The following is a 13,308-nucleotide window of genomic DNA, read 5'->3' on the forward strand; positions in this document are numbered from 1 at the left end:
GGCGACACCCGGACCGGGAGCGCGTACGCCGCCGGGGCCGAGGACGTCACCACGTGGGCCCCAGCGCCAGCAGCCGCTCCCGTACCCGGGCGACGTCCGGGTTCTCCGGTGCTCCCGGGCGCTGGACGAGATACCCGGTGTTGATCGGCGGATCGTCCGTCTCGTGGAGCAGGACCAGGGCGCCGGCGGCGAGTTCGGCCGCGCAGAGATAGCGGGGCAGGACCGTGAAGCCGGCGCCCGCCGTGACCGCCGCCAGGACGCCCCGCAGGTCGGGCATCGTGACGGCGGCGCGGCAGTTCAGGCGCTGCTCGAAGACGTGGCGCCAGTAGCGGCGGACGATGGGCAGGTCCTCGGCGTAGGTGATCAGCGGGACGGAGTGGAGGGTGCCGGGACCCTCCGTGGTGAGGCGTCCGGCGACGTGCTCGGCCCACGTCGGGGCGGCGACGAGGACGAACTCCTCGTCCAGCAGAGGCACCGCGGCCAGCGTCCGGCCGCGTGGGCGAGCGGTCGCGATGACGAGGTCGTGGCGGCCGGAGCGCAGTTCGTCGAGGAGCGGGTCGGTCAGGCCCGGCGTGATCCGCACCTGCACGCCGTCCGCGATGAGCGGTGCCAGCGCGGGCAGCACCCGGAGGCAGAGGAGTTCGGCGGGCCCGGCCAGATGGACCGGAGCGGTGGCCGCGGCCTCCGCCGGGTCGTGTCCGGTGGCGGCCAGCAGCGCGTCCAGCGGGCCCGCGATCCTGGTCGCCAGGTCATGGGCGTAGGGCGTCGGCGCGACCCCGCGCGGCAGCCGGGCGAACAGCTCGCGCTGCGACTGCCGTTCCAGGGCCCTGACCTGGGTGGTCACCGTGGGCTGCGAGATGCCGAGCAGCTGGGCGGCGGCGGTGAAGGAGCCGGAGCGGTAGACGGCGAGGAACGTACGGACGAGGTTCAGGTCCAGGGGCGGGGAGTGCGGCGCCCCGTCCGGGTCCCGGGGCTCGCGGGACCCGTGGGGGCCATCGGAATCCTTATGCCTCATAGCGGTGAGCCTAGCTCTTCGCTATGGCTTGCGGCCCTGCTCGCTCAGGCCAGTTTCTTCAGCAGCTCGGTGGCGAGCGGGGCGGAGGAGGCCGGGTTCTGGCCGGTGACCAGGTTGCGGTCGACGACCACGTGCGGCACCCAGGGCTCGCCGACCTGCACGTCCACGCCCGCCTCGACGAGCCGGGTCTCGAGCAGCCACTTCGCCTTGTCGGCGAACCCGGACTGGGTTTCCTCGGTGTTGGTGAAGGCCGCGACCCGGTAGCCGGCGAAGGCGTTGCCGCCCTCGGCCCGCACCGCGGCCAGCATCGACGCCGGGCCATGGCAGACAATGCCGAGCGGCTTGCCGGAGTCCAGGGTCTCGATCAGCAGCTTGCCGGAGGCGGCGTCGACGGCGAGGTCCTCCATCGGGCCGTGACCGCCCGGATAGAAGACGGCGTCGTAGTCGTCGAGCCGGACCTCCTCCACCTTGACCGGCTGCTGAAGCTCGGTGAGCGAGGCGAGCACGGCCGCGACCCGGTCGGCGCCTTCCTGGCCCCCGTTGAACTCGGGCGCCAGGCTGGCCTGGTCGACGGTCGGCACGACACCGCCGGGGGTGGCGACCACGATCTCGTGACCGGCGGCCTTGAACGCCTCGTACGGGGCGACGGCCTCCTCGGCCCAGAAGCCGGTCGGGTGGCGGGTGCCGTCGGCGAGCGTCCAGTGGTCGGTGCCGGTCAGTACGAAAAGGATTTTTGACATGCATCCACGGTAGGGCGGGCCCGCCATAGGGATCCAATGAGGAATCCAATGTCGGGTATTGGAAACCCAATAGCACCACAGTGATAGCCGATATGCTTATTCAACTTGTTGAGTAAGTAGTCACTGTGAGGTGATCTCGTGCACCCCTTCCGCAAGGCCGTCGAGAACCGCGATGCCGCAGCCGTGGCAGCGCTGCTCGCCGACGACGTCGTGTTCACCAGCCCCGTCGTCTTCAAGCCGTACACCGGCAAGGCGATCACCGGCGCGATCCTGCGCGGCGTCCTCCGCGTCTTCGAGGACTTCACGTACGTCCGTGAGATCGCCAACCCCGACGGCCGCGACCACGCGCTCGTGTTCACCGCCACCGTCGGCGGCAAGCAGCTCCAGGGCTGCGACTTCCTGCACTTCGACGAGGACGGGCGGATCGACGAGTTCACCGTCATGGTCCGCCCGCTGTCGGCGGCCAACGCGCTGGCCGAGGCGATGGGTGCCCAGTTCGAGCGGATCGAGCGGGAGGCGGCCGGCGGGCAGTGACGCGCGCCACAGGGCCGCCCGGGAACTCGGAGCCCACCGGACCCGACTGCTGAAGGTGATGGACGACTCCCGACGACTCCCCACCGGCGCGGGCGCGGCGCTGCGCAAGCTGCTGCCCCCGCCCGCGCTCTGCGGATTCCTCCTGCTCCTGGCCCTGCTGTTCACGGTGTCGTACGCCGTCGGCGCCACCGCCGGACCGGTCGCACCCGGCATACACGCCCCCGGAACCACATCCGACGGCGACGACGACGGCGACACGACACACGGGGGCGGACACGGTGGCTGAAGCGACCCTGGTGTCCACCGACCTCACCGTCGGCGGCATGACCTGCGCGGCCTGTGTGAACCGCGTCGAGAAGAAACTCGCCAGGCTCGACGGCGTCACGGCGACCGTCAATCTCGCCACCGGCCGCGCCCGGGTGAGCCACCCGGCGTCCGTGCGGCCCGAGGATCTGGTCGCGACGGTGGAGAAGGCCGGGTACACGGCCGCGCTGCCCGAGCCGGAGAAGGAGCGCCGGGAGGATCCGGAAGCCGGCCGACTTCCCGACGACGTACGGCAGTTGGCGATCACCGCGCTGCTCGCGGTACCGGTGCTCGTGCTGTCGATGGTGCCGTCGCTCCAGTTCCGCAACTGGCAGTGGCTGTGCTTCGTCCTGGCCGCACCGGTCGCCGTATGGGGTGCGTGGCCGTTCCATGTGCGGGCGATGCGCGGGCTGCGGCACTCGGCGGCGACCATGGACACGCTGGTGTCGCTCGGCGTCGTGGCGTCCTTCTCCTGGTCGGCGTACGCACTCTTCCTCGGCGGTGCCGGCGATCCGGGGATGCGGATGCCGTTCAGTCTGCTGCCCTCCGCCTCCGACGGCGTGGCGCACATCTACCTCGAAGCGGCCGTCGGCGTACCGCTGTTCGTGCTGGCGGGCCGCTTCCTGGAGGCGAGGGCGCGGCACGGGACGGGAGCGGCGCTGCGGTCGCTGGCCGCACTGACGGTCAAGGACGTCTCGGTGCGCGCCGACGGCAGTGAACGTCTGGTGCCCATGGGCGAGTTGCGGGTCGGCCAGGTCTTCGTGGTGCGGCCCGGGGAACGGGTGGCCACCGACGGCGAGGTCGTGGAGGGCAGTTCCGCGGTGGACCTGTCCCTGGTCACCGGCGAGAGCGAGCCGGTCGAGGTGCAGCCGGGCGCTGCGGTGGTCGGCGGGGCCGTCAACGCGGGCGGACTGCTGCTCGTGCGGGCCGGCGCGGTCGGCGCCGACACACAACTCGCCCGCATCACCCGGCTGGTGACGGAAGCTCAGGCGGGCAAGGCGAGGGCGCAGCGGCTGGCGGATACGGTCGCGGGCGTCTTCGTCCCCGTCGTGCTCGCGCTCGCCGTCACGACGCTCGGCTTCTGGCTCGGCGCCGGGGCCGATCCGCAGGCCGCGATCACCGCGTGCGTGGCCGTACTCGTCGTGGCCTGCCCGTGCGCGCTGGGCCTGGCGACGCCGACCGCGCTGATGGCCGCCACCGGCCGGGGCGCCCAGCTCGGCGTCCTGGTCCGTGGACCGCAGGCCCTGGAGGGGCTGCGGCACATCGACACCGTCGTCCTCGACAAGACCGGCACCCTCACCTCCGGCCACATGACCGTCGCCCGCGTCACCGCGGTGCCTGGCGGCCTCGGCCGCGAGGCCGTGCTGCGACTGGCCGGCGCAGTCGAGCAGGGCTCGGAGCATCCGCTGGGCCGGGCGATCACCTCGTACGCGCGACGGGGGCGGTCATTGCCCGACGTGAGCGACTTCCGGGCCGAGGCGGGGTCCGGCGTGCGCGGACGGGTCGAGGGGCGGCTCGTCGAAGTCCTCGCCCCCGACGAGGAGTTGCCCGTCGCCCTGGCGGACGCGCTGCCCGTCGCGGAGGCCGCCGCGCACACGCCGGTCCTGGTCCGGGTGGACGGCGTCGCCCAGGCCCTGATCGAACTCGGGGACGTCGTCCGCCCCGGCAGCTACCGGGCCGTCCACCGGCTGCGGCGCCTGGGCGTACGTCCGGTCCTGGCGACCGGCGACCGGGAGGCGGCCGCCCGGGCCGTCGCCGCCGACCTGAGCATCCAGGAGGTGCACGCCCGCTGCACACCCGAGGACAAGGCCGACCTCGTACGGGAGTCGAAGGAGCGCGGTGAACGCGTCGCGGTCGTCGGCGACGGCGTCAACGACGCCGCCGCGCTGGCCGGAGCCGACCTCGGCATCGCCATGGGCACCGGCACGGACGTGGCGGCCGGCGCAGCCGACGTGACCCTCGTACGCGGTGACATCGACGCCCTGGCCGACGCGATCCTCCTGGCCCGCCGCACCCTGGGCACGATCCGCGCCAACCTCGTCTGGGCCTTCGGCTACAACGCGGTGACGCTGCCGCTCGCCATGGTGGGTCTCCTGTCCCCGATGTTCGCCGCGGTGGCCATGTCGCTCAGCTCGGTGCTGGTGGTGGGGAACAGCCTGCGGTTGCGGGCCTGGCAGCCGGCGCGAGCGGGGGGCCGTACGCGATGAACCCGACGCGCCCCACTCGCCGACGCGCCTGTAACGCGGTGACTCTGCTGCTCGCCATGGTGGGTCTCCTGTCCCCGATGTTCGCTGCGGTGGCCATGTCGCTCAGCTCGGTGCTGGTGGTGGGGAACAGCCTGCGGTTGCGGGCCTGGCAGCCGGCGCGAGCAGGAGGGCGTACGCGATGAACCCGACCCGCCATCCCTGGCGCCCCACCCGCCGCCGCCTCACCGACACCCTGCTGGCCGCCCTGGTCCCCGTCGCCGCATGCAGCGTCACGCTGGGCGGACTCACGACCTGGGTGAGCGCCGGAAAGGCGGGCACCCCGCCCCGCATCGACGTCTCGAACGCGCGCGTGTTCCTGCCGTACGGCGACACCACCGACACCGCGGCCTTCTTCGACATCGCCAACTCCGGCGGCGCGGACGACCGGCTGACCGGAGTCACCTCGGAGGACGTCCGCGGGAAGATCACGCTCAGCCGCCACCGTATGACCGGCGGCGGGGCCGCCTACGCCGAGGGCGTGGAGTCCGCCGCCGTGCCCGCGGGCGGCGAGCTGTCGATGTCGCCGCAAGGGATCGACTCGGTCCTGCGGGCGGGCGCCGACTGGCGGACCGGTGATCTCGTGGCGTTCACGCTGCACTTCCGGCACAGCGACCCGGTGCACGTCCCCGCGGTGGTGGTCCGGCCGGGGTCGTGAGCGTCGCGTTCGCTGTAATTAACGTTCTTGGTACAGCCGTCGGAGTCGACTCCCGGTAGGTTCCCGAGGGTTGTCGTGGCGTGGATCACGCGCCTCGAGTTGAGTGCGGTGCGGGGTGGATTTCCGTACCCACGGGTGACGGCCGACGTCAGGATGCGAGGATGTGTCGCCATGACAGCAGGGTGGTGTTCTCGCACAGTACGGGCCGCGGTGTTCGCGGCCGTCTGTGTGGTGCTCGCCGCTCTGGGCCACGTCCTGATGTCCGGCTCCCAGGTACCCGCCTGGACACTGGCCGCGGGCGCGGCCGGCACCGGCGTCGCCGGCTGGTGCCTGGCGGGCCGTGAACGCGGCCTCGCCCTCGTCGTGGCCGTCGCGGTCATCGCCCAGACCGCCCTGCACAAGGCGTTCTCGTACGCGCAGGCAGGGACGGCGAACGGCTCGACCTCCATGAACTCGGACATGGACATGGGCTCCGCGCACACGGGCTCGATGCATATGGACGCCATGGACTCCATGGGCGTGGCCCATATGGACATGAGCCATATGGATCACATGGGACAAACGGCTTCGGACTCCATGTCGGCCCTGTCCTCCTTGACTTCCCTGTCGATGGGCGGTTCGTCGTCCTTCGGCATGCTCGCCGCCCACCTGCTCGCCGCGTTGCTGAGCGGCCTGTGGCTGGCGTACGGCGAACGCGCCGCCTTCCGTATCCTGCGCGCCGTGGCCGGATGGCTCGCGGCCCCCCTGCGGTTGCTGCTCGCGCTTCCGGCCCCGCCGCACCGCCCCCGCCTCGTCGTGCGCCGTCGGCGCTCGGATCGGGCGCCGCGGCTTCTCCTTCTCGTCCATGCGATCACGTCTCGGGGTCCGCCCCTGGGGACCGCTGTCGTCTGAAGACAGCCGGTAACCCGAGCCCGCCCGTGCGCGCCTCGGGCCTCGGCCGTACGTCCACGTAGGCGGCGTGAGCCAGTGCCTCACGCCCGCGCAGACGTCTTACGGCCGTCTCCCCACTGACCGGACCGCCGCACCCGCGTGCGCCGTCGGTCCGATTCCGGATGACCGAGAAGGACACCAGGTGATCACTCCTGCCCTGCCGCACTCGCGCGACAAAAACGGCAGAACGGAAGTAGTTGGCCAGACAGAAGTATTTGGCCAGACAGAAGTCATTGACCAGGCAAGCCTCGACGACTCGATAACCGCCTGGGCGCTCGCCGCCCGCGGCGGAGACGCGCACGCCGTCGAGCAGTTCGTCCGTGCGCTGCACCGCGACGTCCTGCGGTACGTCGCCCATCTCTGCGCCGACCCACAGGCCGTCGACGACCTGGCGCAGGACACGTTCCTGCGGGCGCTCGGCAGCCTGCACCGCTTCGAGGGCCGTTCCTCGGCCCGCGCCTGGCTGCTGTCCATCGCCCGGCGCGCGGTGATCGACGGCTATCGGTACGCCGCCGCCCGGCCACGTCGGTCCGACGTACCGGACTGGCAGCTGGCCATCGAGCTGGCCCAGCCGCGGGACCTGCCCGGCTTCGACGACGGCGTCGCGCTGCTCGATCTGCTGGCGGTGCTGCCGGACGAGCGCCGGGAGGCGTTCATCCTCACCCAGCTGCTCGGACTGCCGTACGCGGAGGCCGCCGAGGTGAGCGACTGCCCCGTGGGGACGGTCCGCTCGCGGGTGGCTCGCGCGCGGGCGACGCTGATGGATCTGCTGGCGGAGGCGGACGCGCCGCAGCCGCAGGCGCCGGTGGAGCCCGCGCCCTTGCTGGCGGCGTAGGTCCGGCATCCGCCTTGGGGAAGGGGGCCGGTGGCACTCACCGCCGACCCCCTCCCCGCGACCATCGTGCGCACCTCGGTCGCACCACCGCGCCCCGGCGTCATCCCCCAGTCACTTCGAGCAGCGGGACGGCCGGGACGTCAGTGCCCCTTCGTCTCCTCGACGAGGTCGGGCACAAGACCGCACATCGCCTCCCGCTGAGCGGGCCCCATGAACTGGGCCAGTGACTCCTTGACCGTCTCGGCCAGGGCGTCGGAGGCCTCCGTCAGCACGCTGCGGGCCTTGTCCGTGAGGGCGACCTCGATGCCGCGCTTGTCGCCGCAGACCGACCTGCGGGTGACCAGGCCCGTGTGCTGGAGGCAGGCGATCTGGTAGGTGAGCCGGGTCTTGGGGCGGCCGAGAAGTTCCGCGATCCGGGTCATGCGCAGGGCCGCCTCGGGCTGCTCGGCCAGCAGGCACAGCACCAGGAACTCGTCGTGCGAGACGTCCAGCCGCTCCTTGACCACGGCACGCAGCCGCTGCTCGACGGCTCCCGTCGCGGCCAGCAGCACCATCCAGGCGCGCAGCTCCGTGGGCAGCAGTCCGCCACCCTGCGCGGACGGGCATTCGGGCAGATCGGCGGTGGGTGCGTCGGAGTCGGCCATGGATCTGAGTCTACCTGTTGTCCATTTTTGGACCGAGGGGTTGTTCAGATTTGGATAGTCGGCTAGCGTGAGGTCATCCAAATTTGAACACCAGGCACGTATCAGGAAAGCAGGGAACGATCATGACCGTCGCTGTGGAAACCGGACTGTGGCAGCTCGACACCACCGCCTCCACCGTCGCCCTCCGGCACAAGACGATGTGGGGCATGGTCACCGTGAAGGGCACCTTCCCCGCCGTCACGGGCCAGGGTGAGGTGCGGTCCGACGGCTCCGCCATCGGCACCGTGACCCTGGATGCCACCGCCCTGGACACCGGCAATGCCAAGCGCGACAAGCACCTGCGGTCCGCCGACTTCTTCGACGCCGACAACCACCCCGAGATCACCTTCGCGGTCCGCAGCGCCGAACTCCGCGACGGTGACAAGGTGCACGTCGTCGGTCAGCTGACCGCGCGTGGCGTCAGTCGGCCCCAGTCCTTCACCGCACGTCTGATCGGCTCGGACGCCGACTCTCTCACCCTGGACGCGGAATTCTCCGTGAACCGCGAGCAGTTCGGCATGGGCTGGAACCAGCTCGGCATGATCCGCGGCCTGACCACGATCACCACCACGCTTCGCTTCGTCCGCACCGCCGCCTGACGGGGCGTCAACCACCCGCGCGCAGCGGCACATCCGCGCTCGACAGTGTCTGCGGTCCGGCGGTGAAAGCACGCAGCCGGATCCGGCCCCGTGGCCCCGGAAGCGTGAACTTCCCGCCGGGAGGCAGGAGTTCGTAGGGCGCTGTGGTGTGGGCGGGCAGCATGGCCGGGCCCCGTACGATCGACCAGTACGGGTGCGTGCCCTGGCCCGTGGTGAGCATGAAGTGCGGCGCGAGCGCGGCGCCGCCCGTATTGGTGACGCGGAGGTCCAGCAGGGAAACCGTGTCGGCCGTGGCCCGCCGCACCGAAGTCACCCGCATGTGCAGCGGCGGCGTCCCCGTCGCCGCCCAGAGCGCGCTCCCGAGCGCAGGGGCGAGCAGGAGCACCGTCGCGGCGATCCGCACCGGACCGCGGCCGGGACCGGACAGCGCACGCGGCTGCCACGCCCCGGCGAACTCCGACGCCGGCGCGCTCACCGCGGCCGCCAGCCACAGCGGAGTCATCAGCAGGTAGTAGCCGTCCTGCGAACGCGTCGCGAGAAAGAAGGCACACCACGGCAGCACGGTCGCCGCGGGACCCAACCGCCGTACGAACAGCACGAACAGCACCAGCAGCGCCGCCGCCGCCAGCAGCAGGCTGGCGTGGGAGTACCAGTCGAGCCGGCCGCTGCGGTTCGTGAGGTACAGCGAGACATCCACCAGCCCCTGCCCGTGCAGCACCGCGCCCTGCGTCAGCGGCAGCGCGATGCCCCGGAGCCAGGCACCCGGCTCGCTCACGCTGAAGTACGTGTTGATCAGCAGCCATACCGTGGCAGCGATGCCGGCAACCCTGAGCAGCACCGGCGTCGCCGCCCGCGACCCCAGCTCCCCGCGCCGCACGGCATAGATCCCGGCCAGCAGGAACGGCGCCAGGAACCACGGCAGTTGCTGCGCCGCGCACGCGGCCCCCAGGCACGCGGCCCGCGCCACCCCGGCGGCCCCGAGCCGCCCGCCCCGCCCGATCCGCGGCCAGCGCACCACCACCGGCACCAGCAGGGCCAGCGCCACGATCGCCGGATAGCCGAGTCGGCCGTACGACGGCAGTACCCCGAAACCGAGGCACACCATGGTCGCCGCCGGCCGCCACGCCACGGGCAGCATCCGCCACAGCAGCACGGTCGCGACGACCAGCGCGCCCGTGCTCAGCAGCGTGGCCGCCGCGGCGCCGTGCCCCACCCACAGCAGGGGCGCCAGTGGGGGATAGCCGTAGGTCACCTTCTCGGCCGTGAACGGATGAGCTTGTGTGCTCAGTTGTTCACACCTCGTCGCGCTCCTCGGCTGCCGCTGGCTGCGCCATCGAGGTCGCATCCGCCCTGACGGGCGCGGGACCGGTGACAAGGCCCCACACCGGGGGACCCCGGTGACGCCAGCCTGGTCGACACCAACCACAACCGTGTCCCCGGGCAAGCCGGTTCGTGCCTTCTAAGGGCTCGCAGACTGGCTGCATCAGCCTAGCGGACGCTGCGGTGCCCTGTGTCGACTTCCTGCGTCCAGATCCCGCGCGTCCCGACGAACAGGCTGATGTCGGCGAGCAGGGTCAGGACGCGGTGCCATTGGGCGGGGGATCCGGACGCGGACACCTCGGACCGGGCCCGTGCCTGCGCTGCTGCCTGCTGAGGGGGAGTCACCCGTTCTGCCACGTACACGCCACCGGACCATAGGCGCGCCCGGTGAGTGAGGTGCCGACGGAGGTGAAGAGTCCAGTGTGAGCGCAGTAAGAGGGGGCGACCCGGCAGGATCCGGACCGGAGTGACCCTTGTCATGTGCCGGTCCCGGGGCCGTGTCGCGGTTGGGCCGAACGGGTGGTGTGGCGTAAGAATTGGCTGGTGCAGGCAGTGAAGGCGAGTCAGTTCGGGGGTACAGGTGAACGGTCACGACGTCACCGATGAACAGTGGGAAGGGCTCGCCCAGGTCGTACCGCTGCGCGGCCGTGACGCCTGGCCGTCCGCGGTGGACCACCGAGCGCTTCCGGAAGCGGCCACCGAGCCACGCCGCCGCTTCGTCGTCCTGAGGGTCAGTGTCTTCGGCGACGCCCGCGAGGTCGCCGAGACCCTGATGGCCGGCGTCCCGGTCCTGCTCGACCTGACCGGCGCGGAGAGCGAGGTCGCCAAGCGCGTCCTGGACTTCAGCACCGGCGTCGTCTTCGGGCTGGCGAGCGGGATGCATCGCGTCGACCGCAATGTGTTCCTGTTGACGCCGCCGGGTACCGAGGTGAGCGCGCTGATGGAGGGCGTCGCCGGCCCGTGAAGCCACTGCCGTCCCCCGATCGTAGGAAGCCGAACAGGGAGGAACGGTTCGGCTGACGGGCGCGGTCCTACGGTCCGGATATGCCTCTGTCATCCGTATCACCCTCGCCCTCGGTGCCCTGTGCGCCCACGACCCGCGGGAGCTGTCCGGACCGGCCCTGTGTCACCGAGTTGCGGCTGTCGGCGTTCGCCGGGCATCGGCGGGCCGGGTTTCCGCTCGGCCCGCTCACCCTGTTCGCCGGTCCGAGCGGCTGTGGGAAGACGAGCGCGCTGCGGGCGTACGAGGCACTGGCGCGGCTCGGCGGAGGAGCCGAGCTCGGCGAGGTGTTCGCCGACCCGGTCACCTGCGTCCCGGAGCGGGCCCGCCCCGACGCCCAGCGCCGCCGCGGCTTCCGTATCGGGTGTACGGCCGACGGTCCCGAGGGCCCGGTCCACCTCGACGTCGCCGTCCAGGCCGAGCCCGAACTGCGTATCGTGGGCGAGCGGTTGACGGCCGGGGGCCTCGTCCTCCTGGAGACCGCCCTGCGCGACCCGGGGCGCCGCGCCGTACAGGCCGCTTGGCACACGGCCGGATCGGCGCCCGTCACCCGCGCCCCGCTGCCGGACGACCGGCTCGGCACCGCGCTGCTGCCGCTGCGCGTGGCAGGCAAGACGGACGGACAGCGGCGCGTCCTCGCCGCTGCCGAACAGATGGTCGTCGCCCTGCGCTCGGTCTTCCCCTGCACCCCACGGCCCGACCGTATGCGCCTCCCCGTGCCCCTCGGCTCCGGCCGGCTCCTCGGCGGCTGCGACAACCTCGCCGATGTCCTGTGGCGCACCCGCTCCGAGTGCGGCCGGCGGCACGCGCAACTCGTCGCCGCGGTGCGTGCCGGATGCGCAGGACCCGTCGCGGACGTCCTCGCCGAACCGCTCGGCGACGGCACGGTCCGCGCCGTGCTCGACCGGGGCGACGGCATCCGCACCGCCCTCGAACGGCTCGGCGACGGCGAGTTGAGGCACCTCGCCCTGACGCTGGTCCTGCTCACGGGGCCCGGCGTCCTGGAGGTCGACCCGGCCGGAGAGGTGCCCGCGGCCATGCAGACGCTCACCGTCCTCGCCGACGGTTTCGACCATGCCCTGGACCCGTGGCAGCGCGGCGAACTGCTGCGGCTGGCGGCGCGGATGTGCGAGCGCGGGCACATCCGCCTCGTCGGCGCGGTGAGCGACGCGTCCTGGGCCGCGGGGACGGACGGGGTCACGGTGGTACACCTTGACGCGTGACTGAAGACCTTGACCTGGCGAAACTACAGCGCAGGCTGGCCGAGTTCGCCGCCGCGCGGAACTGGCAGCCGTACCACACCCCGAAGAACCTCGTCGCCGCCCTCAGTGTGGAAGCCTCCGAACTCGTGGAGATCTTCCAGTGGTTGACGCCCGAGGAGTCGTCCCGCGTGATGGGCGACCCCGACACCGCGCACCGCGTCACCGACGAGGTCGCGGATGTGCTCGCCTATCTGCTCCAGCTCTGCGAGGTCCTCGGGATCGACCCGCTGGCCGCGTTGGACGCGAAGATCGACAGGAACGAACAGAGGTTCCCGGCGGCAGGGGAGCGCAGCGAGGAGGGGCCGCGCTGAGCGGCAAGCTCCGCTTTAACTCTCAGTAGTTGAAAACCTGCCGGTCACCGATTTGTTGTCCGAAGATTTCCGTCTTCCTCTAGCTTTTCGTCTCACGGCCACTCACTCTGGGTAGTGGATAGTGGAGGTTGGGTGGACGTGCCTGGAGCGCGTCGGACGGACGGGGGCAGCGCATGGACGCTGTGCGGCTCATCGTGACGAACAGGCGTGCGCTCGCAGGGAGCGAAGAAGCGGTGCAAACCATGGCGGAAGCGTGGCAGGCACAGGCCCTGGCCCAGGCGATAGGCGGCCGGCTCGCGGTCTCGGGCCCGCCCGAACTGCGGGGCGAGGCACTGGGGTTGACCGAACTGGCGGGCCGGGGCTGCGGCGTCCTGGACCGCCCCGACCTCCCCGACAGCGACCTGCGCGCCGCCCAGCTCACCGAACTGGGCGACGCCCGCCAGGCCCTGATGTACCTCGGCGGCCTCCTCGGCGAGGTGGGCATCGCCCTCGTCGGCCTCGCCTCCTCCGCGGACGACGAGTCCACGTACTGGCAGTGCATGGAGGCCATCGACGCGGCCGACGAATCCCGTGACCGCGTACGGGAGATGCTGCGCAGGCTGGCGGACCGGGAGACGGGGCCGGTATTACCCGAGCGGGAGGCGGGCTGAGCGCTCCGCGGGTGGCGGCGCGATGGACCGTAGGTCGTCTGCGGGTTCGTGGTGGCTGGTCGCGCAGTTCCCCGCGCCCCTTTGGGGCGCTGAACCCGCGTCGACCTCCTTGGCGTGACGCCCGGCGGCGAAACCCCTGCACAGGCCGGCTCACGGATTTCACCCGACCGGGGACCGCAGGGACCGGGGGGACCGTTGGGGTTGAGCGGGCAGGAACATGCAGGA

General features: G+C 71.8%; 14 protein-coding genes and 1 pseudogene. 11 read left to right on the forward strand and 4 right to left on the reverse strand.

The window, feature by feature from the left end:
- Positions 1-46 precede the first annotated feature (46 nt).
- Positions 47-1,015 (reverse strand): LysR family transcriptional regulator, encoded by a 969-nt coding sequence (locus KCH87_RS03770; protein ID WP_210584101.1) that lies wholly within the window; start codon positions 1,013-1,015, stop codon positions 47-49.
- Positions 1,016-1,059: 44 nt separating this feature from the next.
- On the reverse strand, positions 1,060-1,755 hold the full coding sequence (locus tag KCH87_RS03775) for a type 1 glutamine amidotransferase domain-containing protein (RefSeq protein ID WP_210584102.1): 696 nt from the start codon (positions 1,753-1,755) through the stop codon (positions 1,060-1,062).
- A gap of 138 nt (positions 1,756-1,893) precedes the next feature.
- Here KCH87_RS03775 and KCH87_RS03780 point away from each other — a divergent pair, with 138 nt between their 5' ends.
- The 6 genes from KCH87_RS03780 (at position 1,894) to KCH87_RS03805 (ending at position 7,258) form a co-directional block, all read left to right on the forward strand.
- Positions 1,894-2,289, forward strand: a complete 396-nt coding sequence (locus tag KCH87_RS03780) for a nuclear transport factor 2 family protein (RefSeq protein WP_210584103.1) — start codon at positions 1,894-1,896, stop codon at positions 2,287-2,289.
- 58 nt (positions 2,290-2,347) lie between these two features.
- The gene (locus KCH87_RS03785; RefSeq protein WP_210584104.1) at positions 2,348-2,575 is read left to right on the forward strand and encodes a hypothetical protein; all 228 of its coding nucleotides are present in this window, start codon (positions 2,348-2,350) and stop codon (positions 2,573-2,575) included.
- A gap of 37 nt (positions 2,576-2,612) precedes the next feature.
- Positions 2,613-4,799 carry a cation-translocating P-type ATPase gene (locus KCH87_RS03790; RefSeq protein WP_210584980.1) on the forward strand — a complete coding sequence of 729 codons (2,187 nt, stop codon included), beginning with the start codon at positions 2,613-2,615 and terminating at the stop codon, positions 4,797-4,799.
- Positions 4,800-4,977: 178 nt separating this feature from the next.
- Entirely contained in the window at positions 4,978-5,493 is a 516-nt protein-coding gene (locus tag KCH87_RS03795; RefSeq protein ID WP_210584105.1) for a copper chaperone PCu(A)C, read from the forward strand.
- Positions 5,494-5,664: 171 nt separating this feature from the next.
- Complete coding sequence (locus KCH87_RS03800) at positions 5,665-6,384, forward strand: hypothetical protein (RefSeq protein ID WP_210584106.1); 720 nt, start codon at positions 5,665-5,667, stop codon at positions 6,382-6,384.
- A gap of 181 nt (positions 6,385-6,565) precedes the next feature.
- Complete coding sequence (locus KCH87_RS03805; RefSeq protein ID WP_210584107.1) at positions 6,566-7,258, forward strand: sigma-70 family RNA polymerase sigma factor; 693 nt, start codon at positions 6,566-6,568, stop codon at positions 7,256-7,258.
- Between the two features lie 140 nt (positions 7,259-7,398).
- Here the strand turns inward: KCH87_RS03805 and KCH87_RS03810 are convergent, their stop codons facing one another.
- The gene (locus tag KCH87_RS03810; protein WP_210584108.1) at positions 7,399-7,902 is read right to left on the reverse strand and encodes a MarR family winged helix-turn-helix transcriptional regulator; all 504 of its coding nucleotides are present in this window, start codon (positions 7,900-7,902) and stop codon (positions 7,399-7,401) included.
- 122 nt (positions 7,903-8,024) lie between these two features.
- On the opposite strand from KCH87_RS03810, the gene KCH87_RS03815 reads away from it, so the two are divergent.
- Complete coding sequence (locus tag KCH87_RS03815) at positions 8,025-8,540, forward strand: YceI family protein (RefSeq protein ID WP_210584109.1); 516 nt, start codon at positions 8,025-8,027, stop codon at positions 8,538-8,540.
- Between the two features lie 7 nt (positions 8,541-8,547).
- On the opposite strand, the pseudogene KCH87_RS03820 reads toward KCH87_RS03815, so the two are convergent.
- Positions 8,548-10,157: pseudogene (locus KCH87_RS03820) on the reverse strand (hypothetical protein).
- A 283-nt stretch (positions 10,158-10,440) separates the two neighbouring features.
- Here KCH87_RS03820 and KCH87_RS03830 point away from each other — a divergent pair.
- The 4 genes from KCH87_RS03830 to KCH87_RS03845 all read left to right on the forward strand — a co-directional run bounded on the left by KCH87_RS03830 (position 10,441) and on the right by KCH87_RS03845 (position 13,083).
- Entirely contained in the window at positions 10,441-10,824 is a 384-nt protein-coding gene (locus KCH87_RS03830) for a cell division protein SepF (protein WP_210584112.1), read from the forward strand.
- 80 nt (positions 10,825-10,904) lie between these two features.
- Complete coding sequence (locus KCH87_RS03835; RefSeq protein ID WP_210584114.1) at positions 10,905-12,083, forward strand: ATP-binding protein; 1,179 nt, start codon at positions 10,905-10,907, stop codon at positions 12,081-12,083.
- A complete protein-coding gene (locus KCH87_RS03840; RefSeq protein ID WP_210584116.1) occupies positions 12,080-12,433 on the forward strand; it encodes a nucleotide pyrophosphohydrolase in 354 nt (117 codons plus the stop codon). Before KCH87_RS03835 ends, KCH87_RS03840 begins: the two co-directional genes overlap by 4 nt.
- Before the next feature lie 173 nt (positions 12,434-12,606).
- Entirely contained in the window at positions 12,607-13,083 is a 477-nt protein-coding gene (locus KCH87_RS03845; protein WP_210584118.1) for a DUF6099 family protein, read from the forward strand.
- Positions 13,084-13,308: the final 225 nt, after the last annotated feature.

Source organism: Streptomyces sp. GESEQ-35 (assembly GCF_017948485.1).
Classification (GTDB): Bacteria; Actinomycetota; Actinomycetes; order Streptomycetales; family Streptomycetaceae; genus Streptomyces.

Excerpts from the sequence above, each read along its gene's own strand:
- KCH87_RS03770 (WP_210584101.1), bottom strand. The coding sequence starts at position 1,015 with ATGAGGCATAAGGATTCCGATGGCCCCCACGGGTCCCGCGAGCCCCGG.
- KCH87_RS03775 (WP_210584102.1), bottom strand. The coding sequence starts at position 1,755 with ATGTCAAAAATCCTTTTCGTACTGACCGGCACCGACCACTGGACGCTC.
- KCH87_RS03785 (WP_210584104.1), top strand. The coding sequence starts at position 2,348 with ATGGACGACTCCCGACGACTCCCCACCGGCGCGGGCGCGGCGCTGCGC.
- KCH87_RS03790 (WP_210584980.1), top strand. The coding sequence starts at position 2,613 with ATGACCTGCGCGGCCTGTGTGAACCGCGTCGAGAAGAAACTCGCCAGG.
- KCH87_RS03795 (WP_210584105.1), top strand. The coding sequence starts at position 4,978 with ATGAACCCGACCCGCCATCCCTGGCGCCCCACCCGCCGCCGCCTCACC.
- KCH87_RS03800 (WP_210584106.1), top strand. The coding sequence starts at position 5,665 with ATGACAGCAGGGTGGTGTTCTCGCACAGTACGGGCCGCGGTGTTCGCG.
- KCH87_RS03810 (WP_210584108.1), bottom strand. The coding sequence starts at position 7,902 with ATGGCCGACTCCGACGCACCCACCGCCGATCTGCCCGAATGCCCGTCC.
- KCH87_RS03815 (WP_210584109.1), top strand. The coding sequence starts at position 8,025 with ATGACCGTCGCTGTGGAAACCGGACTGTGGCAGCTCGACACCACCGCC.
- KCH87_RS03835 (WP_210584114.1), top strand. The coding sequence starts at position 10,905 with ATGCCTCTGTCATCCGTATCACCCTCGCCCTCGGTGCCCTGTGCGCCC.
- KCH87_RS03845 (WP_210584118.1), top strand. The coding sequence starts at position 12,607 with ATGGACGCTGTGCGGCTCATCGTGACGAACAGGCGTGCGCTCGCAGGG.